At 42.8% G+C, this 19,582-nt stretch carries 16 protein-coding genes and 3 tRNA genes; 17 read left to right on the top strand and 2 right to left on the bottom strand.

The window, feature by feature from the left end; all coding sequences use genetic code 11:
* The first annotated feature begins 93 nt into the window (after window positions 1–93).
* From I2D56_RS03480 to I2D56_RS03465, 4 genes are read left to right on the top strand one after another with little or no spacing between them, the layout of a single operon-like run.
* Window positions 94–867 (top strand): SDR family NAD(P)-dependent oxidoreductase, encoded by a 774-nt coding sequence (locus I2D56_RS03480; RefSeq protein WP_195347978.1) that lies wholly within the window; start codon window positions 94–96, stop codon window positions 865–867.
* A complete protein-coding gene (locus tag I2D56_RS03475; protein WP_195347977.1) occupies window positions 867–2,009 on the top strand; it encodes a glycosyltransferase in 1,143 nt (380 codons plus the stop codon). Before I2D56_RS03480 ends, I2D56_RS03475 begins: the two co-directional genes overlap by 1 nt.
* Complete coding sequence (locus I2D56_RS03470; protein WP_118228215.1) at window positions 2,002–2,658, top strand: hypothetical protein; 657 nt, start codon at window positions 2,002–2,004, stop codon at window positions 2,656–2,658. Before I2D56_RS03475 ends, I2D56_RS03470 begins: the two co-directional genes overlap by 8 nt.
* A complete protein-coding gene (locus I2D56_RS03465) occupies window positions 2,618–3,901 on the top strand; it encodes a glycosyltransferase (protein WP_123159222.1) in 1,284 nt (427 codons plus the stop codon). The genes I2D56_RS03470 and I2D56_RS03465 overlap by 41 nt, the downstream gene beginning before the upstream one ends.
* A gap of 227 nt (window positions 3,902–4,128) precedes the next feature.
* Here I2D56_RS03465 and plsY read toward each other — a convergent pair whose 3' ends face one another.
* Window positions 4,129–4,773: a glycerol-3-phosphate 1-O-acyltransferase PlsY gene (gene plsY, locus I2D56_RS03460; protein WP_023023133.1), complete on the bottom strand. Its 645-nt coding sequence runs from the start codon at window positions 4,771–4,773 to the stop codon at window positions 4,129–4,131.
* A 188-nt stretch (window positions 4,774–4,961) separates the two neighbouring features.
* Between plsY and parE the strand changes: the two genes are divergently transcribed.
* The 10 genes from parE (at window position 4,962) to I2D56_RS03410 (ending at window position 14,562) form a co-directional block, all read left to right on the top strand.
* The gene (gene parE, locus I2D56_RS03455) at window positions 4,962–6,911 is read left to right on the top strand and encodes a DNA topoisomerase IV subunit B (RefSeq protein ID WP_023023136.1); all 1,950 of its coding nucleotides are present in this window, start codon (window positions 4,962–4,964) and stop codon (window positions 6,909–6,911) included.
* Window positions 6,912–6,964: 53 nt separating this feature from the next.
* Window positions 6,965–7,369, top strand: coding sequence for a YkvA family protein (locus I2D56_RS03450; protein WP_023023138.1), 405 nt, complete (start codon window positions 6,965–6,967; stop codon window positions 7,367–7,369).
* Between the two features lie 122 nt (window positions 7,370–7,491).
* Window positions 7,492–8,310 (top strand): aminoglycoside 6-adenylyltransferase, encoded by an 819-nt coding sequence (locus tag I2D56_RS03445; protein ID WP_023023140.1) that lies wholly within the window; start codon window positions 7,492–7,494, stop codon window positions 8,308–8,310.
* A gap of 335 nt (window positions 8,311–8,645) precedes the next feature.
* On the top strand, window positions 8,646–11,099 hold the full coding sequence (gene parC / locus I2D56_RS03440) for a DNA topoisomerase IV subunit A (protein WP_042507509.1): 2,454 nt from the start codon (window positions 8,646–8,648) through the stop codon (window positions 11,097–11,099).
* A 172-nt stretch (window positions 11,100–11,271) separates the two neighbouring features.
* On the top strand, window positions 11,272–12,297 hold the full coding sequence (locus I2D56_RS03435) for a branched-chain amino acid aminotransferase (protein ID WP_023026777.1): 1,026 nt from the start codon (window positions 11,272–11,274) through the stop codon (window positions 12,295–12,297).
* 305 nt (window positions 12,298–12,602) lie between these two features.
* Window positions 12,603–12,833 carry a DUF2969 domain-containing protein gene (locus I2D56_RS03430; RefSeq protein WP_023023146.1) on the top strand — a complete coding sequence of 77 codons (231 nt, stop codon included), beginning with the start codon at window positions 12,603–12,605 and terminating at the stop codon, window positions 12,831–12,833.
* 52 nt (window positions 12,834–12,885) lie between these two features.
* A tRNA-Tyr gene (locus tag I2D56_RS03425) sits at window positions 12,886–12,966 on the top strand.
* A 9-nt stretch (window positions 12,967–12,975) separates the two neighbouring features.
* A tRNA-Gln gene (locus I2D56_RS03420) sits at window positions 12,976–13,047 on the top strand.
* 167 nt (window positions 13,048–13,214) lie between these two features.
* Window positions 13,215–14,414 carry a 30S ribosomal protein S1 gene (gene rpsA / locus I2D56_RS03415; RefSeq protein ID WP_006596419.1) on the top strand — a complete coding sequence of 400 codons (1,200 nt, stop codon included), beginning with the start codon at window positions 13,215–13,217 and terminating at the stop codon, window positions 14,412–14,414.
* 76 nt (window positions 14,415–14,490) lie between these two features.
* Window positions 14,491–14,562 (top strand) — tRNA-Arg (locus tag I2D56_RS03410).
* 144 nt (window positions 14,563–14,706) lie between these two features.
* Here the strand turns inward: I2D56_RS03410 and I2D56_RS03405 are convergent.
* Complete coding sequence (locus I2D56_RS03405; RefSeq protein ID WP_006596417.1) at window positions 14,707–15,693, bottom strand: L-lactate dehydrogenase; 987 nt, start codon at window positions 15,691–15,693, stop codon at window positions 14,707–14,709.
* A gap of 195 nt (window positions 15,694–15,888) precedes the next feature.
* On the opposite strand from I2D56_RS03405, the gene gyrA reads away from it, so the two are divergent.
* The 3 genes from gyrA to I2D56_RS03390 all read left to right on the top strand — a co-directional run bounded on the left by gyrA (window position 15,889) and on the right by I2D56_RS03390 (window position 19,532).
* A complete protein-coding gene (gyrA, locus tag I2D56_RS03400) occupies window positions 15,889–18,345 on the top strand; it encodes a DNA gyrase subunit A (protein ID WP_023023148.1) in 2,457 nt (818 codons plus the stop codon).
* Window positions 18,346–18,353: 8 nt separating this feature from the next.
* Window positions 18,354–19,100, top strand: a complete 747-nt coding sequence (locus I2D56_RS03395; RefSeq protein ID WP_023023150.1) for a class A sortase — start codon at window positions 18,354–18,356, stop codon at window positions 19,098–19,100.
* 153 nt (window positions 19,101–19,253) lie between these two features.
* Window positions 19,254–19,532: a hypothetical protein gene (locus tag I2D56_RS03390; RefSeq protein ID WP_023023152.1), complete on the top strand. Its 279-nt coding sequence runs from the start codon at window positions 19,254–19,256 to the stop codon at window positions 19,530–19,532.
* The last annotated feature ends 50 nt before the right edge of the window (window positions 19,533–19,582 follow it).

Genomic DNA, 19,582 nt, shown 5'->3' with positions numbered 1-19,582 from the left:
CATTCTCATTGTTTAAAGGTATGGATTGTACCTTAAGGTGGAAGAATAGAAGTAGGAGTTTTCTATCTAATCGAAATTTGGTACACTAGAGCTATGAAGATAGAAGATACTATAAAAAAAGCAATCATTTTAGGAGCTACAGGAGGGATTGGCCGGCAGCTAGCGAAAGAACTGGCAAGAAGTCTGGAGCATCTGGTCTTAGTGGGTCGCGATGCTGACAAACTCTCCCAAGTTCAAAAGGAACTAACTGGGAGCAAGGCGCAACTGTCAATCCTAACGTTAGATATGCTAGATCAAGTAGCCCTAGAAGCTTTTGTAGAGAACCTAGATGCAGATCTTCTTGTCAATTGTGCGGGACTAGCCTATTTTTCCCTAGGCAGCTATCTAGCTACAGCAAATGAGCAAGATCTCTGGCAAATCAATTATCATGCTCCGGTCCACCTAATCAAAAAGTTAGTGCAGAAAAATCAGAAGATCCAGCTGGTCCAGCTGTCATCTCTGGCAGCTCTTTTTCCTCATCCCTATCTAGCAGCCTACAGTTCCAGCAAGGCTGCCTTGCAGACCTATACCCTTGCTCTCCAGGAGGAACTAAGTCAATCAGATTCTCCAGTCCAGCTAGGTCTCTATATTCTTGGACCAGTCCAAACAGCTATTTTTCCTCCTAAACTAGTAGAAGCATTGGGAGGCGGTCGCTTGCAGATGAAGCCTGAGAAAGTCGCTCAGCAGTTGATCCGATTTATAGAAAGGGATACTTCCTATGCGATTATCGGGCTTCGCTATCGCTTGCTAGTTTGGCTAGGTAGCATGCTTCCCCAAAGGTGGATCATTCGTGTCCTCGCCAGGTATTTACGAAAGGGACTTAATTGATGAAATTTATATTTATATTTTTAGCTGTTGCTTATCTTCTCTTATTTCTCATCCGTTGGTTGCTGTCCTTTACTTATTATAAAAGAGGTCAGGCTCATATTGCGGACTTCCCAGAAGAGCTTTTTACAGTGGTCCAACCCATCCTCTCAGGAGATCCTCGTTTAGAGAGTGATTTGCGGGCCAATCTCCAGCAAACAGAAGCAGTAGAATTCTACTGGTTGATTGACCAGTCTGATACAGAAGCCCAGCGAGTAGCAGATCAGATTTGCCAAGATGCTTCCTTTGCCCAACGCATTCGAATCTTTCTCATCGAAGACGTCCCTCAGGGGATTAATCCTAAGAGTTACAAGATTGAGCAGGTTGTAGAGGAGCTGACCCGGCCTTACCTGATTGTTTTGGACGATGATAGTGTGATTGATTTTTCTAAAATGGGTGAATTGACTGCCTATCTGGGTCAAGAGGTCATTCTGACAGGTATTCCCTATAACCAAGAAAGAAGTAATTTCTGGTCCAAGCTAGTTGCAGCATTCGTCAATGGCAATTCCTTCATTACCTATTTTACCATGGCAGAAGTTGAGGCGAATCACTCCATCAACGGGATGTTTTATATCCTACCGGTAGAACTTGCAAAAGAGCAGGGGCTCTTCACAGCGATTAAGGATTATCTATGTGATGATTTAGCTGTGGCTGATTTTTTAAGGAGTAAAGGAGTATCCATTGTCCAAACGCGGGTTACCTGTAATGTTCGAACCACTATCAAGGACGTCAAACAATACCTGCTCCAGATGAAGCGGTGGCTTCTCTTTAGCTCTATCTATCTCAAAGAACACCTGGATTGGAAGGTCTTTTGCCTCATTGGCTTACCGAGTTTTCTGCCTTTTCCAGGCTTCATCCTAAGTCTGTTTTTAGGTTGGCCTTATCTTCTTCTAGGCTTGAGTTTACTACTATTCAAGGCAGTATGGATGCTCCTCTATCGACAAAGCATTCTATCCAATCGCCTACACTTGGATGAAGTCGCCTACGAAGTGCTGAGTGATTTCCTGCTTCCTTGGCTCTTTGTCTATGTTCTAGTGACTCCTCCTGTGATTAATTGGCGGGGGCGGAAGATTCGTGTGACAGATGGAAGGATTCGTTATGAGTAAGATGAAGTCCTATCTAGACCGTTTGTCTGCTTTGTCTCTTGATCAGACCATGCTAGACTCTGATCGCTTGGTCCTCTTTCTTAGTGGGAGCAGTGATATCACTTGTGCTGGGCTGACAGCTGGACAACTAGATCTCCTCCATGCTATTTGTCCATCTGGCTATTCAGTAGTAGCCAGTAATTTCCCCTTCAATCAAGATTTTGAACACATAGAGTTTCCTCAGGTATCCCTCTTGTCGGCTGCTACGTCCAATATCATCTACTATTGGCATACGATATTGAACCCGCGTTTCCTAAAGTTGTTACAGGAGCACTTGTCTCCCTTGTTGGAAGCGCAGGAAGTAGTTCTTGTTTGTAAGAGTTCAGGGGTCAATATGCTGACCCAGTGGCTCAGAAGTTTAGGCAATCAGGTCACCCTTCCAAGATTGCGCGTGATAGCGCTTGGACCTGTATCCCAGCTTCTCTTAAGTCAAAAGGATATAGAACTGCTAGTCATCAAAGGAAAGAAAGATCCTTATTCACGTATTCTTGATCGCCACTCAGCGGATATTCAAGTGGATACGGATCATTATAGCTATGAATACAGAAAAGATGTGAAAGGAATCATCTATGACTGGATTAGACAAAGTGATAAAAATCGATGTGATTAGCGTTCCCTTTAGTGGCCATTTATTTCCAACCTTGACTCTGGTGAAGCCCTTGCTAGAGGATCCGCGTTTTCAGATCCGTGTCATTACAGGTTTTCAGAAAAAGACATTGGTTGAGCAGATTGGTTTTGACTGCCTTGCCTTGTTTCCTGATCGTCCGACAGTGATGGAAGATATAGCGAATACACCAAAGCAAGCAAATCTATTTATCATGTACCAACAATTAATAGCCAATAGCAGACTGCTCCCTGAAGTTTTCGACGAAATAAATCGAATTTGGAACTCTGAGGGAAAACCTGACTTGGTTATTGCAGATTTTGTAGCAGCTCCTGCTGGTATGTTAGCAGATCGTTTGGAAATCCCCTGGATTACGACCATTCCAAGTCCAGTGGCGATTGAGAGTCGCACGACTACCCCTGCTTATCTAGGTGGCTGGAGACCACACCAGGGAATATTCTACAAGTGGAGAGATGCAATGGGCAGGCAGGTCATTCGTCTGGCAAAGAAAGTTGGACTTGCGCTGGTTAAGAAGAATCTCGTTACCCTAGCGGACTTCAAATTGTACCGTGAAGATGGAACAGAAGCAGTTTACTCTCCCTACTCAATCTTAGCTCTAGGCATGAAAGAGTTGGAGTTTCGAGACGATTTTCCACCCCAGCTCAAATGGGTTGGTTATCGCTGTCTATCTTTTGACCGACTTCCCCAAGAACAGAAGCAGTATCTTACGACCTCTAAAATGCGAGTTTTCGTCACTTGCGGGACTCATTTAAAATGGGAAAAAGAGCAGATGGTGGAGTTGGCAAAGATTTTGAGCCAAGAATATCCTGACTATGTCTTCTACGTAACCTTAGGCGACTCTGCTGGTTTGGAGCATACACCAAGGATCTTGTCGGAGAATCTTCTGATCTTTGATTACCTCCCTTATTCAGATGTTCTGGATCAAATGGACTTTGCCATTCATCATGCAGGTGCAGGGATTCTGATGGGCTGTATCGAAAAGGGCATTCCAAGTCTGATTTTGCCCCAGGACTATGACCAGTTTGACAATGCGGTTCGGGCTGAGTTATTCCAAGTAGGATTAGTTTCTCGTAAAAAGACGGAATCTGAAGTCTTGCGCTTATTTAATGAATTGGTTTCTCGAGAAGATTGGTCACACTTAAAGGCTCTTGCTCAGAAAAGCAAAGGCTACCAGCCAACAAAGATTCTTTATCAAGAAATAGAGAGACTATTGAAAGTGAAGTTATAGAAGAAGTGGAGGGGAGACTCCTCTTTGCTTTCTTCTAAAAACCTTCTATTATTGAACATAAAAAAGAGGCTGGGCATAAAGTGTCCAGTCTCTTATATATGATAGTTATAACTGCAAGACGCAGTAGCTGATTGGCATCTTTGTTCGCCTTTTAAGCTCCAAAGATGACCTAATCAGCCTTGCGGGGGTGGGCCAACGAACGATTTTTATTCAAAATTCGTTCTGTCCTACTCCCCTTTTTGTTTTTGATGGGTGATGTTTTTGCCCCAAGTGACGATGTTTTCATTCTTGTTAAGGATTCGTTTGATGTTGTCCTTGTGGCGGATGATTATCAAGGTCGCCAGTGCGAGGACGACGATGGTGAAAATCAGATCGTAGCTTGGGAGAATCCAACCAGTCAGTGGGAGGATGAGGACTCCGATACTGGCCAGAATAGCGACCGTCACACTTGAAAAGGAAATCATACTTGTCAAATAGAGGCTAGTAAAGAAATAAATAGCTAAGATAAATAGAAAGAGAGGGGAGAAGCCGATGAGGACCCCTGCACTGGTTGCTACTGCCTTGCCTCCTTTAAAGCCTGCAAAAATCGGGAAGGTGTGCCCAAGGACCGCTAAAAGACCAAAGATCATAGGAGAAATTCCTGAAACCCCAAAAATGGTCGGCAATAAAACAGCCAAGGTTCCCTTGAGGAAATCAACAGCAAAGACGACCAGACCTGCCTTCGTCCCTAAAATGCGGAAGGTATTGGTGGTCCCTGTATTTCCAGAACCGTGTTCCCGTAGATTGATGTTAAAGAAGGCTTTCCCAATCCACAAACCAGAAGGGATAGAGCCTAATAAGTAGGCTAATACGAGTAAAAGAATTGTTTTCATCATAATTTCATTATATCAAAATTGCTTTGAATGAAAAAGAAAATTTCGTCCATAATTGTCACATCGGATAGTCGGTTAAAGCTAATCGCACTTAAATGGGCTACTGAAAGGGAGGGAAGAAAGAAAAATTTTGCAAAATTTCCTAAAAAGCTGTAATATAGAAAAGATGAACAAACAGGAGGTTCCTTGTGTCTAAAAAGGAAATCAACATTAATAATTACAATGACGATGCCATTCAGGTACTAGAAGGGTTGGATGCGGTTCGTAAACGTCCAGGGATGTATATCGGATCGACAGATGGAAATGGTCTCCACCATTTGGTCTGGGAAATTGTCGACAATGCCGTCGATGAAGCTCTATCAGGTTTTGGTTCTCAAATTGACGTTACCATTAATAAGGACGGGTCTCTATCTGTAGCTGACCAAGGTCGGGGGATGCCGACAGGGATGCATGCGATGGGCAAACCAACCGTTGAGGTTATCTTTACGGTTCTCCACGCTGGAGGGAAGTTTGGTCAAGGTGGCTATAAGACCTCTGGTGGTCTCCACGGGGTGGGGTCTTCCGTCGTGAATGCCCTCTCTAGCTGGCTTGAGGTTGAGATCACTCGTGATGGAGCGGTCTACAAACAACGCTTTGAAGATGGCGGTAAGCCTGTTACCACTCTTGAGAAGATAGGAACGGCCCCTAAGTCGAAGACTGGGACTAAGGTTACTTTCATGCCGGATCCAACTATTTTCTCAACGACGGATTTCAAGTTTAATACCATTGCAGAACGGATCAAAGAATCAGCCTTCTTGCTTAAAGACGTAACGCTGACGCTGACAGACCTACGTAAGGAAGAAGACAACTATGTGGCCTTCCATTACGAGAATGGGGTTCAGGATTTCGTTGAGTACTTAAATGAAGATAAGGAAACCTTGACGCCGGTTCTTTACTTTAATGGAGAATCAGAAGGCTTCCAAGTAGAAGTCGCTCTCCAATACAATGATGGCTATTCTGACAACATCTTGTCCTTTGTTAATAATGTCCGCACTAAGGATGGGGGAACCCACGAGACCGGTCTTAAGACAGCCATTACCAAGGCCATGAACGACTATGCAAGAAAGACAGGTCTCCTCAAAGAAAAAGACAAGAACCTAGAGGGATCAGACTATCGTGAAGGCCTTTCCGCTGTTCTTTCGATCTTGGTTCCAGAAGCCCATTTGCAGTTTGAAGGGCAAACCAAGGACAAACTAGGAAGTCCTTTGGCTCGTCCAGTTGTTGATGGGATTGTAGCTGACAAGTTGACCTTCTTCCTCATGGAAAATGGGGAATTAGCTTCCAATCTGATTCGCAAGGCCATCAAGGCTCGGGATGCGCGTGAAGCCGCTCGGAAGGCGCGTGATGAGAGTCGTAATGGGAAGAAGAATAAGAAGGATAAGGGACTCTTATCTGGTAAATTGACCCCGGCCCAGTCCAAGAATGCTGCTAAGAATGAACTCTATCTAGTCGAAGGAGACTCAGCCGGTGGATCGGCCAAGCAAGGTCGAGACCGTAAGTTCCAAGCCATCCTTCCACTTCGAGGGAAGGTTCTCAATACTGAGAAGGCCAATATGAGCGATATCCTCAAAAACGAGGAAATCAACACCATGATCTATACCATCGGTGCTGGAGTTGGGGCTGACTTTACAATCGAAGATGCCAACTATGACAAGATTATCATTATGACCGATGCGGATACGGATGGGGCACACATCCAGACCTTGCTCCTCACTTTCTTCTATCGCTATATGCGTCCCTTGGTTGAAGCAGGACGTGTTTATATTGCCATGCCTCCTCTTTATAAGATGTCTAAAGGCAAAGGCAAGAAAGAAGAAGTGGCTTATGCTTGGACAGATAGTGAATTGGAAGACCTGCGTCGGACCTTTGGCCGTGGGGCAACTCTCCAACGTTACAAAGGGTTGGGGGAGATGAATGCGGACCAACTTTGGGAAACCACCATGAACCCAGAAACCCGCACCTTGATTCGTGTCACCATTGATGACTTAGCGCGTGCAGAACGCCGCGTCTCGGTCCTAATGGGTGATAAGGCTGCACCTCGCCGCCAATGGATCGAAGATAACGTTAAGTTTACCTTGGAAGAAACGACAGCGTTTTAAAGATTCTATTTTTATTTAATTGATTTGTTAATAAATTAGTGGAGAAATATCCTATGGCAAATAGTATGAATAAAGAGCAGGTAAAGCAAGCTCTTGAGAGTGGGTACGGAAGGTCTAAAGCCTTATTAAATGATAAAGATAAATTAGATAAATTTTTGCGCGGGTTAGAGACAAAGATTGAAGAAATTCCAATGATTGGAAAGGAGTTGTCTATTATTCCAGTCATGATATCTTTAGTAAAAAATTTTGCAGAAGGAAAATATACTTCTGTCCCCTATGGAACCATTTTAGCTGTTACTAGTGCGCTTATTTATTTTGCGTCTCCAATTGATCTTATTCCTGACTTTATTCCAGGTGTTGGATATGTAGATGACATGGCAGTTGTTTCGTTTTGTTTGTCTATGGTAAAAAAAGACATAGAGTCCTATAAAGAATGGCGTCAATCAAATGACAAGTGATAAGAGTGGAGATTATAATTCACTTTATTCAGCTGTCTAAGTTTCTAAAAAATACAATCATAAAAATAATCTAAATAGATTTTTAATTTAAAATGTAGGTTCAACTATAAAAAGGTATTAAAATGAGAACTGATACAGAAATTATGACTCTGATTTTGCAGATAGCTGATAACTTGAAAGCGGAAGCAGTGGCTTTATCCGGATCGCGGATCAATCCACAGACCCAAAAAGATGAGTTTCAAGATTATGACGTGGTCTATATAGTTGAGAATCTGGAAGAGCTGATTTCAGATTTATCTTGGCTAAACCGGTTTGGTAACCGTCTGATTGAACAGCACAATTTACTTGGTCATCGATACCTTTATCTTATGCTCTTTGAAGATGGCAACCGCATCGATTTGACACTCTGTCCCAAGGAACACATCCAAGAGTGGGTGGACAGCGAGGCAGGTTTCAAAGTCTTAAAAGACGACAAAGGCTTGTTTGAAGCTTATCTACCTAATCCGAAGCGATACTGGACTGCTCCGCCCTCCGAAGAGGAATTTGCAGCATCCTGCAATGAATTTTGGTGGGTATCGACTTATGTCGTCAAGGGCATTCGAAGAAATCAAATGGTCTATGCGGCTGACCACCTCTATAGCATTTGCCAGCAAGAACTTTTGAAGGTCTTGGCTTGGCAGGTAGCAAGTGCTCGGGGTACCGTAGACATCGGAAAGAACTACAAGTATCTCTTTCAATATCTACCAGCGGAGCAAGAGAAGGAGTTCTCTAATCTGCTTGATTTATCTAGTTTAGAGAAGGTCACTCAGTCTTTGTTTTCTACCATGAAGCTATTCAATTGTGAAGCGCAAAAATTGGCAAAAAAGATGGGGTTTGCCTACAATCACATAGAGGCTAAGAAGATGATGGCTTATGCCGAGGAGAAACTGTCGAATCATTGATTCAATCATCTATTTTAAACACCTTAAACTACAGAAAGGACCGTTTAGTTATTTGTAGTAACTGAACACGACCTACATTCTTTTATCATTACACATACTCTACATTCTTTGAAAGGAGTTGAACACGCCCTAAAGGTGTGTGAAGCTCTTGATTCAATCATTTAACAACGTATTTAAAACTACAGAAAGGATCGTTTAGTTATTTGTAGTAACTGAACACGGGACTAATTTCCTAGGAAAAAAGATAAATCGCTTTGGGTTCATGGAACCCTGCATCGATTTCCTATTTTTCTACAGAAATTTTCGGCAAGCCGAAACGTCCCTTTGTATCTTATATGAGTAATATTCAAATCATGTCCCTGGAGGACATCATGGGAGAGCGCTTTGGTCGTTACTCCAAATACATTATTCAAGAACGGGCTCTTCCTGATATTCGGGATGGCTTGAAACCTGTTCAACGGCGGATTCTTTATTCTATGAATAAGGATGGGAATACCCATGATAAGGGCTACCGGAAATCTGCCAAGTCTGTCGGAAATATCATGGGGAATTTCCACCCTCACGGGGATAGTTCCATCTATGATGCCATGGTCCGCATGTCTCAAGATTGGAAAAACCGTGAAATCCTTGTCGAAATGCACGGTAACAATGGTTCAATGGACGGTGATCCACCGGCTGCCATGCGTTATACTGAAGCCCGTCTATCTGAAATTGCTGGTTATCTCCTTCAAGATATCGAAAAGAACACAGTTCCGTTTGCCTGGAACTTTGATGATACAGAAAAAGAGCCAACTGTTTTGCCTGCAGCCTTTCCAAACCTTTTGGTCAATGGGGCTACAGGGATTTCAGCTGGTTACGCGACAGATATTCCGCCTCATAACCTTGCTGAAGTCATCGATGCTGTGGTCTACATGATCGACCATCCATCTGCTAAGGTAGATAAGCTCATGGAGTTTTTACCTGGGCCTGACTTTCCGACTGGTGCCATTATCCAAGGGCGGGATGAGATCAAGAAAGCCTATGAAACAGGTAAGGGACGGGTGGTTGTTCGCTCTAAGACAGAGATTGAGCAACTCAAAGGCGGCAAGCAACAAATTATCGTTACCGAGATTCCTTATGAGATCAACAAGGCTGTCTTGGTTAAGAAAATTGACGATGTCCGTGTCAACAATAAGGTGGCCGGTATTGCCGAGGTTCGGGATGAGTCTGACCGGGATGGTCTTCGCATTGCCATTGAGTTGAAGAAAGATGCCAATGCAGACTTGATCTTGAACTACTTGTTTAAGTACACAGATTTGCAGGTTAACTACAACTTCAATATGGTGGCCATTGACAACTATACCCCACGTCAAGTGGGAATTGTGCCGATTTTGTCTAGCTACATTGCTCACCGTCGGGATATCATTGTCGCTCGCTCTCGCTTTGACAAGGAAAAGGCGGAACGACGCCTCCACATCGTAGAGGGCTTGATCCGCGTCATTTCTATCCTTGATGAAGTCATCGCTTTGATCCGTGCTTCTGATAACAAGGCAGATGCCAAGGAAAACCTCAAGATCAGCTACGATTTTACCGAAGAACAAGCAGAAGCCATTGTTACCTTGCAATTGTACCGCTTGACCAATACGGATATCGTAACCTTGGAAGAAGAGCATGCTAACCTCAAGGAGCAAATTGCGACCTTGGCAGCCATCATTGGGGATGAACGGACCATGTTCAATCTCATGAAGAAGGAATTGCGTGAAGTTAAGAAACTCTTTGGCAATCCGCGTCGCAGTGAGTTGCAAGACACCGCTAAGACGATCGAGATTGATACTGCTAGTCTGATTGTCGAAGAGGAGACATTCGTCAGCGTGACCCGTGCTGGTTATATCAAACGAACCTCTCCTCGTTCTTTCAATGCATCTACAGTGGAAGAAGTCGGTAAGCGAGACGACGATGAATTGATTTTTGTAGAGCCTGCTAAGACTACCCAGCATCTCTTGCTCTTTACCAATTTAGGAAATGCCATTTATCGACCTGTTCATGAATTGGCAGATACCAAGTGGAAGGATATCGGAGAACACCTCAGTCAGACCTTGACCAATTTCGAGCAGGAAGAAGAAATTATTTTTGCAGAGATTGTGGATCAGTTTGAGGGCGTGACCTACTTCGCAGCTACCCAACAGGGACAAATCAAGCGCTTTGAACGCAAGGAATTGAGCCCATGGCGGACCTATCGCTCCAAATCAACCAAGTATGCTAAGTTGAAGGACCAAGAGGACCGTATCGTAGCGGTTGCACCAGTTGTCCTCGAGGACATCATGGTCATTACCAAAAATGGTTATGGCTTACGCTTCAATATTGAGGAAGTCCCAGTGGTCGGGGCTAAAGCAGCAGGAGTTAAAGCCATTAACCTCAAAGACGGGGATCAGGTGGTAGCCGTCTTTAAATCGACAACACCAAGTATGTACATTCTGACCCAACGAGGTAGTCTCAAACGGATGTCGCAAGACGATATTCCTGTGACCAGCCGGGCTAAACGTGGACTACAAGTCTTACGTGAGCTGAAGTCTAAGCCACACCGCGTCTTCAAGGCAGGTCCAGTCTTCACGGACCAAGGAGATTTTGATCTCTTTACGAGCCAGGAGGAAGTAGGAGAGCAGGATCAGATCCTTCAAATCACCTCGACAACAGGACAGGTGACAGAAGTGGATGTTACCCAACTCAGTTTGTCAGAACGAACCAGCAATGGTTCCTTTGTCAATGATCAAATTTCTGATCAAGAAGTCTTTACTGCTAGAATTAAATAAGATAAAAGTCAGCTCTTTTGTAGCTGGCTTTCTTGATTGATAAATTTTCAGAAAATTGCAAACTCCACTTGAAATTCTCATGGAATGGTGTAAAATAGAGTACATGAATAAGTCATCTTCAAAGGTGGCTCTTGCTATTTAGCAAGTCTTGAATGGAAGAAGGAAAATAAATATGACAGTATCACTTGATTGGGAAAATCTTGGATTTTCTTATATGAAATTACCCTATCGATACATTTCTTATTACCGAAATGGAGCCTGGGAGAAGGGAGAGTTATCTGAAGATTCCACTCTTCATATTTCAGAATCTTCTCCAAGTTTGCACTATGGACAGCAAGCCTTTGAAGGATTGAAGGCTTATCGGACAAAGGATGGCAGTATTCAATTATTCCGTCCGGATGAAAATGCAAAACGCTTACAACGGACGGCTGATCGTCTTTTGATGCCTCAAGTTCCAACGGATATGTTTGTGGAAGCTTGTAAAGCAGTAGTGCGTGCCAACGAAGAGTATGTCCCACCGTATGGGACTGGTGGAACTCTCTATCTTCGCCCCTTGTTGATTGGGGTTGGAGATATTATCGGTGTGAAACCAGCAGAGGAATACATCTTTACCATCTTTGCAATGCCAGTAGGAAACTACTTCAAGGGTGGCTTGGTCCCAACCAACTTCCTGATTCAAGATGAGTACGACCGGGCAGCACCTCATGGGACAGGTGCAGCGAAAGTTGGTGGAAACTATGCTGCTAGCCTCTTACCTGGTAAATTAGCTAAGTCTCGGAACTTCTCCGACGTGATTTACTTGGATCCAGCGACCCACACCAAGATTGAAGAAGTAGGGTCAGCAAACTTCTTTGGAATTACAGCTGATAATGAGTTTGTCACTCCACTGAGTCCTTCCATCTTGCCATCAATTACCAAATATTCCTTGCTCTATCTAGCAGAGCATCGTCTTGGTTTGACACCAATCGAAGGGGATGTGCCAATTGATCATCTAGACCGCTTTGTTGAAGCAGGTGCTTGTGGAACAGCAGCGGTCATTTCTCCTATTGGTGGAGTTCAACACGGAGATGACTTCCATGTCTTCTATTCAGAAACAGAAGTAGGACCAATTACCCGGAAGCTTTATGATGAATTAACAGGCATCCAGTTTGGTGATATTGAAGCGCCAGAAGGATGGATTTTCAAGGTAACTGAATAAACCAAGTATGAGAGAGGCTGGGACAAAAGTCCTAGCCTCTCAATTGTCTTTGGATTGTCGAGCAAGACGCAGTGGTTGAGTGGGCTCTACTACGCTGATTTCATCAGCTATTACAGCCCTACTCAACTGTGCGGAGGTGAAACGACGAAATCGAATTCTAACGAATGACCGATTTCTGTCCCACTCTCTCTTTTTTTGCCAGAAGCAGATAGCTGCGAAATGAAATAATTTAATCATTAAACATTTTCGGCTTGCAAGCATGTGAAAAATTTTGTAAAATAAAGGGGTTGAAATGAGGTGGAAGAATGAGTAAGAAAGATAAAAAAATTGAAATTCAAATTGCAGATAGTAAAGTGCTTGTAGGTAAAGAAACCTTTGATGGCTACCAATTAACGATTGGAAAAAAGGCTATTGCTGAGATTGCTGATATGGGTGCTCAGTTTGCTCTTGTGAAAAACGGATCCGTAGATAGTCTTTTTAAATCCCTTGAAAAAGCAGTGGAAAGTGCCATCGAAAATTATAATTTGAACAAATAAGGGGTTGCATTTTCATTTAATCAATGGTATAATTGTGTCTGTTGATTTGCTTGGAGAGATAGCGAAGAGGCTAAACGCGGCGGACTGTAAATCCGCTCCTTCGGGTTCGGGGGTTCGAATCCCTCTCTCTCCATTCTATGTTTGGGGTATAGCCAAGCGGTAAGGCAAGGGACTTTGACTCCCTCATGCGTTGGTTCGAATCCAGCTACCCCAGTTCTAGGTAATATCAGATAAGGTGGTAAAATATCTACTCAGGTATTTTATTTCTTTATATGAAGAAGTCGTTGTAGATCATTTTGATTTCGTTGCGAGTGCTTGCTTAGGAAAAATAATTATAAGTATGTCAAGTTTAGAAAACTTGATTGTTGGAGGATTTTTTAGATGAATGAATTTGAAGATTTGCTAAACAGTGTTAGCCAAGTTGAGCCAGGTGATGTTGTTACTGCTGAAGTTTTGACAGTTGACGCTACACAAGCTAACGTTGCAATCTCTGGAACTGGTGTCGAAGGTGTCTTGACTCTTCGCGAATTGACAAACGATCGTGATGCTGACATCAATGACTTGGTTAAACCAGGTGAAACACTTGAATTGCTTGTTCTTCGTCAAGTAGTTGGTAAAGATACTGATACAGTAACTTACCTTGTATCTAAAAAACGTTTGGAAGCTCGCAAAGCATGGGACAAATTGGTCGGACGTGAAGAAGAAGTTGTTACTGTTAAAGGAACTCGCGCTGTTAAGGGCGGACTTTCAGTAGAATTTGAAGGACTTCGTGGATTTATTCCAGCTTCAATGCTTGATACTCGTTTTGTACGTAACACTGAACGTTTCGTAGGTCAAGAATTTGATGCTAAAATCAAAGAAGTTGACGCAAAAGAAAACCGCTTCATCCTTTCTCGTCGTGAAGTTGTTGAAGCTGCATCAGCTGCAGCACGCGCTGAAGTATTTGGTAAATTGAACGTTGGTGATGTTGTAACTGGTAAAGTTGCTCGTATCACTAGCTTCGGTGCTTTCATCGATCTTGGTGGTGTTGATGGATTGGTTCACTTGACTGAATTGTCACACGAACGCAACGTTTCACCTAAATCAGTTGTAACTGTTGGTGAAGAAATCGAAGTGAAAGTTCTTGACTTGAACGAAGAAGAAGGTCGTGTATCACTTTCATTGAAAGCTACAACACCTGGACCATGGGATGGCGTTGAACAAAAATTGGCAGCTGGTGATGTAATCGAAGGTACAGTTAAACGTTTGACTGACTTTGGTGCATTCGTTGAAGTGTTGCCAGGTATCGATGGACTTGTTCATATCTCACAAATTTCACACAAACGTGTTGAAAATCCAAAAGATGTTCTTAAAGTTGGACAAGAAGTAACTGTTAAAGTTCTTGAAGTAAATGCTGCTGATGAACGTGTATCACTTTCTATCAAAGCACTTGAAGAACGTCCAGCTCAAGAAGAAGGCGAAAAACAAGAAAAACGTCAACAACGTCCACGTCGTCCAAAACAAGAAAAACGTGACTTTGAACTTCCAGAAACTCAAACTGGATTCTCAATGGCTGACTTGTTTGGTGACATTGAATTGTAATCATACTAAAAAGCTTGCTTAGGCAAGCTTTTTTTACTTGTAAAATGATCGATTTTTTGATATACTATCATAGTTGCCACCCTTAGTGTAATGGATATCACGTAAGATTCCGGTTCTTGAGATGGGAGTTCGATTCTCTCAGGGTGGATGACGATAGGAGAGCTGAGAGGCTCTCTTTTTTGTTTCTAGGCAAGAAGCATTTTAAAAAGTAGGAGTAGGCCTTCGGGTCTCCTTTTTAATGTTCATAAGATAAAAAAACACCATGTCCTAGACATGGTGTTTGATTATTTGCTTAGTTTTTAGAAGCTGCTTGGAATTCTGGATTCTTCCATGCTTCATCAATAATAGCTTGCAATTCTTTTGCAGATGCTTGCATTTTTTGTGTTTCAGCGTCGTTCAATGGAATATTTACTGGACGAACGATACCGTGGGCACCAACGATAGCTGGTTGACCGATAAAGACGTTTTCGACTCCGTATTGGCCTTCTTGGAAGACTGAAAGTGGAAGTACGGCATTCTCGTCATCAAGGATGGCACGAGTGATACGAGCAAGGGCAACGGCGATACCGTAGTAAGTAGCCCCTTTCTTGTTGATGATTGAGTAAGCAGCATCACGTACAGAGATGAAGAGATCTACAAGGTCAGCTTCATTCAAGTCACGGTTTGCTTGCAACCATTGTTCCAATTTTACACCGGCAACGTTAGCATGTGACCAAACAGCGAATTCTGAGTCACCGTGTTCACCCATGATGTAGGCGTGGACTGAACGTGCATCAACACCAATGGTTTCAGCAAGAGCTTGACGGAAACGAGCTGAGTCAAGAGAAGTACCAGACCCGATAACGCGTTCTTTAGGGAAACCTGAGAATTTCCAAGTAGAGTATGTCAAGACGTCAACTGGGTTTGCAGCTACAAGGAAGATACCGTTAAATCCTGAAGCAACAACTTGCTCAACGATTGATTTATTGATAGCAAGGTTTTTACCGACGAGGTCAAGACGAGTTTCACCTGGTTTTTGAGGAGCACCTGCAGTAATAACAACGAGGTCAGCATCCGCACAGTCTTCGTACTTAGCAGCATAAATTTTCTTAGGAGAAGTGAAGGCAAGAGCGTGGCTAAGGTCTTCAGCATCACCAACCGCTTTTTCAAACAATTGAGGGATTTCGATGATACCTAATTCTTGTGCGATACCTTGAGTAACAAGTGCAAAAGCGTAAGATGAACCTACAGCGCCGTCACCGACAAGGATAACTTTTTTATGTTGTTTAGTTAAAGTCATTATTCTAAACGTCTCCTTCTATTTTTTTGGGTTTCCCCATTCGCATTTATTCTACCACTTTTACTATTCTTTGTCACGGTTTTACGTTTAATTTGGACGATGTAAACGTTTTTACATTTGTGTTCCGAAGGAGAAAAAAAGTACTAAATGTGTTATAATAGTATGGTGAATTAATTAAAGAGAGGCATTGTTTTAATGCAGGATAATAACTTAGTTGATGTTAATTTAACATCGGAAATGAAGACCAGTTTTATCGATTACGCTATGAGTGTTATCGTGTCTCGGGCTCTTCCTGACGTACGAGATGGTTTGAAGCCAGTTCATCGTCGGATCTTATACGGAATGAATGAACTTGGGGTTACGCCAGATAAACCTCATAAGAAATCTGCCCGTATTACAGGGGATGTTATGGGTAAATATCACCCACACGGAGACTCATCAATCTATGAAGCTATGGTTCGTATGGCGCAATGGTGGAGTTATCGCTACATGCTTGTAGACGGTCATGGAAACTTTGGTTCCATGGACGGTGATGGCGCCGCTGCCCAACGGTATACGGAAGCTCGTATGAGCAAGATTGCTCTTGAAATGCTTCGAGATATCAACAAGAATACAGTTGATTTCACAGATAACTATGATGCCAGCGAACGGGAACCAAACGTCCTTCCAGCTCGCTTCCCTAACTTGTTAGTCAATGGGGCGACAGGGATTGCGGTAGGGATGGCGACAAATATCCCACCGCACAACCTCGGTGAGTCTATTGATGCTGTCAAGTTAATGATGGACAATCCTGATGTGACAACGCGTGAGTTGATGGAAGTGCTCCCTGGACCTGACTTTCCAACTGGAGCCTTGGTCATGGGCAAATCAGGTATTCATAAGGCCTATGAAACAGGAAAGGGCTCGATTGTTTTGCGTTCTCGCACGGAAATTGAAGAGACCAAGACTGGTCGTGAACGCATTGTTGTGACAGAATTTCCTTATATGGTCAACAAGACCAAAGTGCATGAACATATTGTACGTTTGGTCCAAGAGAAACGGATTGATGGCATTACTGCTGTTCGGGATGAATCAAACCGTGAAGGGGTTCGTTTCGTCATTGAAGTCCGTCGCGATGCTTCAGCTAATGTCATCTTAAACAATCTCTTCAAGATGACCCAAATGCAAACCAACTTTGGTTTCAACATGTTGGCCATCCAAAATGGTGTCCCTAAAATTCTCTCCCTTCGTGAGATTTTAGGATCATATATTGAGCACCAAAAAGAAGTAGTGACTCGTCGGACCATCTTTGATAAAGAGAAGGCGGAAGCTCGTGCCCATATCTTGGAAGGACTCTTAATCGCTCTTGATCACATCGATGAAGTGATTAAAATCATCCGGAATAGCCAGACAGATGCAGAAGCTCAAGCTGAATTGATGAGTAAGTTTAAGCTTTCTGAGCGTCAAAGCCAAGCTATCTTGGATATGCGTCTTCGTCGTTTGACTGGTTTGGAACGCGACAAGATCCAAAGCGAATACGATGACCTCATTGCTTTGATTGCTGATCTTGCAGACATTTTAGCTAAGCCTGAGCGTGTAGCTACGATCATCAAGGAAGAATTGGATGAAGTTAAACGTAAATTCGGCGATGCTCGTCGTACTGAGTTGATGGTCGGAGAAGTTCTTTCTCTTGAAGATGAGGACTTAATTGAAGAAACAGACGTTTTGATTACCCTGTCCAACAAAGGCTATATTAAACGCTTGGATCAAGCTGAATTTACCGCTCAGAAACGTGGGGGGCGTGGTGTTCAAGGTACAGGGGTCAAGGATGATGACTTTGTCCGTGAATTGGTTTCTACTAGCACCCATGATCGTTTGCTCTTCTTTACCAATAAGGGACGGGTATATCGTCTCAAAGGCTATGAAATCCCTGAATACGGCCGTACAGCCAAAGGACTTCCGATTGTTAACTTGCTGAAGTTAGATGATGGAGAATCCATCCAGACAATTATTAACGTCGCTCAGGATCGTAGTGAAGACTCCTATCTCTTCTTTACAACGCGTTCTGGACTAGTTAAACGGACCAGTGTGGCCGAGTTTGCCAACATCCGTCAAAATGGCTTGAAAGCTCTTAACCTCAAAGATGAGGATGAGCTAATCAACGTCTTCCTTACTGATGGGAATGCTGACGTTATCATTGGGACTAAATTTGGGTATTCTGTTCGTTTCAAAGAGTCTGTTGTTCGGAATATGGGACGTTCAGCAACTGGTGTCCGAGGTGTCAACCTTCGTCCGGGGGATCAAGTGGTCGGTGCAAGCGTGATTACAGATCAAGATGAAGTATTGATTATCACTGAAAAGGGATATGGTAAACGCACGCGTGCTGATGAGTATCCAACCAAAGGACGTGGTGGTAAAGGGATTAAAACTGCGAATGTGGCTGAGAAAAATGGTCCTCTTGCCGGTCTCATGACTGTCAAAGGAGATGAGGATTTGATGATTATCACCAATACAGGCGTCATGATTCGTACAAGCGTCGCGAATATTTCTCAAACTGGACGTTCGACTATGGGTGTGAAAGTCATGCGTCTGGATCAAGATGCCCAAATCGTAACCTTTACAACGGTTCAAGCTGACGAAAAAGATGAGTCAGAAACTGAAAGTGAAGGGTAGGGTGAACAATGGCTTCAAGAAGAAAAAAGAAGAAAACAAGCTTACGCAATCGCTTGATTAATATCTTTGCTACCTTGCTGATCCTTTTGTCTATCGCTCTGATTTTTAATGCTCCGATTCGGAACATGATCATGGTTTGGCATACCAATCAGTACCAGGTCAACAAGGTATCGAAAAAGACCATCGATAAGAATAAAGAGGCTAAGACTAGCTTTGATTTTAAAGAAGTCAAATCGCTGTCTACAGAATCTGTCATCAATGCCCAATGGCAGGCACAAAAGTTACCTGTTATTGGAGGAATTGCAATTCCAGAATTGAAGATGAACCTTCCGATTTTTAAAGGCTTAGATAATGTGGGGCTTTATTATGGAGCAGGTACCATGAAAGAGGACCAGGTTATGGGGCAAAGGAATTACTCCTTAGCTAGTCACCATGTCTTTGGTTTGACTGGGGCAAATGAAATGCTCTTTTCCCCATTAGAACATGCCAAAGCTGGAATGAAAATCTATATCACTGATAAGGAAAAGGTCTATACCTATGTCATCAATTCTGTTGAGACAGTAACGCCAGATCGGGTCGATGTCATTGCAGATCGAGAAGGGGTAAATGAAATTACCTTGGTGACCTGTGAGGATGCCGCAGCAACTTATCGTACGATTGTAAAAGGTACTTTGGAAACTTCAGTAGATTACTCAAAAGCACCAAAAGATATCCTAGAAGCTTTCACAAAATCTTATAATCAAATGCAATTATAATCAACAAAAAAAGAGGTCCTTGACCTCTTTTTTTCTGTTAATTTTCTGCCAATTTGTAAGAGGATAGTCATAAAATGTTACCTGACTGACATATTTTTGCATGCTTTCTATTTTATAATAGAAGAGTGATAGAAAGAAGCTTGGAGGAACCGAATGCCTACAGAAGATATCTATACTCTGCTAAGAAATTTCTACGGCTTACTGGTCAATGATTTTCCAAAAACGGGACTCATTACCAAGGGAATCTACGAAGTTGAACAGGTCTTTAAAACCATTGAAAACCTTCCTGATGATCAAGAACACTTAATTCGATACGAAATTCGTCAATTCCTAAGGACCTTGGAACAAGTGCAAGAAGGCTATAGAATTAACTTCTCAAATGAAGAAACTCGAATCCTTGAAAACCTAAGAGAAGTAGTTTGTCCTATATAAATTTTATACAGACTCATCCATTTTCCTCCTCAATTGCGAATTATTAATTG

The organism is Streptococcus australis, assembly GCF_015553625.1.
GTDB classification, from domain to species: domain Bacteria; phylum Bacillota; class Bacilli; order Lactobacillales; family Streptococcaceae; genus Streptococcus; species Streptococcus australis_B.
Note: the sequence above shows the minus strand (reverse complement) of the source record. Positions and strands in the feature narration are given on the sequence as shown.

Bases quoted from the DNA above. Each gene is read 5' to 3' on its own strand.
- plsY (WP_023023133.1), bottom strand. From the start codon at position 4,773: ATGAAAACAATTCTTTTACTCGTATTAGCCTACTTATTAGGCTCTATC.
- I2D56_RS03465 (WP_123159222.1), top strand. From the start codon at position 2,618: ATGACTGGATTAGACAAAGTGATAAAAATCGATGTGATTAGCGTTCCC.
- I2D56_RS03445 (WP_023023140.1), top strand. From the start codon at position 7,492: ATGAGAACTGATACAGAAATTATGACTCTGATTTTGCAGATAGCTGAT.
- I2D56_RS03405 (WP_006596417.1), bottom strand. From the start codon at position 15,693: ATGACTTTAACTAAACAACATAAAAAAGTTATCCTTGTCGGTGACGGC.
- rpsA (WP_006596419.1), top strand. From the start codon at position 13,215: ATGAATGAATTTGAAGATTTGCTAAACAGTGTTAGCCAAGTTGAGCCA.
- parC (WP_042507509.1), top strand. From the start codon at position 8,646: ATGAGTAATATTCAAATCATGTCCCTGGAGGACATCATGGGAGAGCGC.
- gyrA (WP_023023148.1), top strand. From the start codon at position 15,889: ATGCAGGATAATAACTTAGTTGATGTTAATTTAACATCGGAAATGAAG.
- I2D56_RS03395 (WP_023023150.1), top strand. From the start codon at position 18,354: ATGGCTTCAAGAAGAAAAAAGAAGAAAACAAGCTTACGCAATCGCTTG.
- I2D56_RS03450 (WP_023023138.1), top strand. From the start codon at position 6,965: ATGGCAAATAGTATGAATAAAGAGCAGGTAAAGCAAGCTCTTGAGAGT.
- I2D56_RS03475 (WP_195347977.1), top strand. From the start codon at position 867: ATGAAATTTATATTTATATTTTTAGCTGTTGCTTATCTTCTCTTATTT.
- I2D56_RS03430 (WP_023023146.1), top strand. From the start codon at position 12,603: ATGAGTAAGAAAGATAAAAAAATTGAAATTCAAATTGCAGATAGTAAA.
- I2D56_RS03480 (WP_195347978.1), top strand. From the start codon at position 94: ATGAAGATAGAAGATACTATAAAAAAAGCAATCATTTTAGGAGCTACA.
- I2D56_RS03390 (WP_023023152.1), top strand. From the start codon at position 19,254: ATGCCTACAGAAGATATCTATACTCTGCTAAGAAATTTCTACGGCTTA.
- I2D56_RS03470 (WP_118228215.1), top strand. From the start codon at position 2,002: ATGAGTAAGATGAAGTCCTATCTAGACCGTTTGTCTGCTTTGTCTCTT.
- I2D56_RS03435 (WP_023026777.1), top strand. From the start codon at position 11,272: ATGACAGTATCACTTGATTGGGAAAATCTTGGATTTTCTTATATGAAA.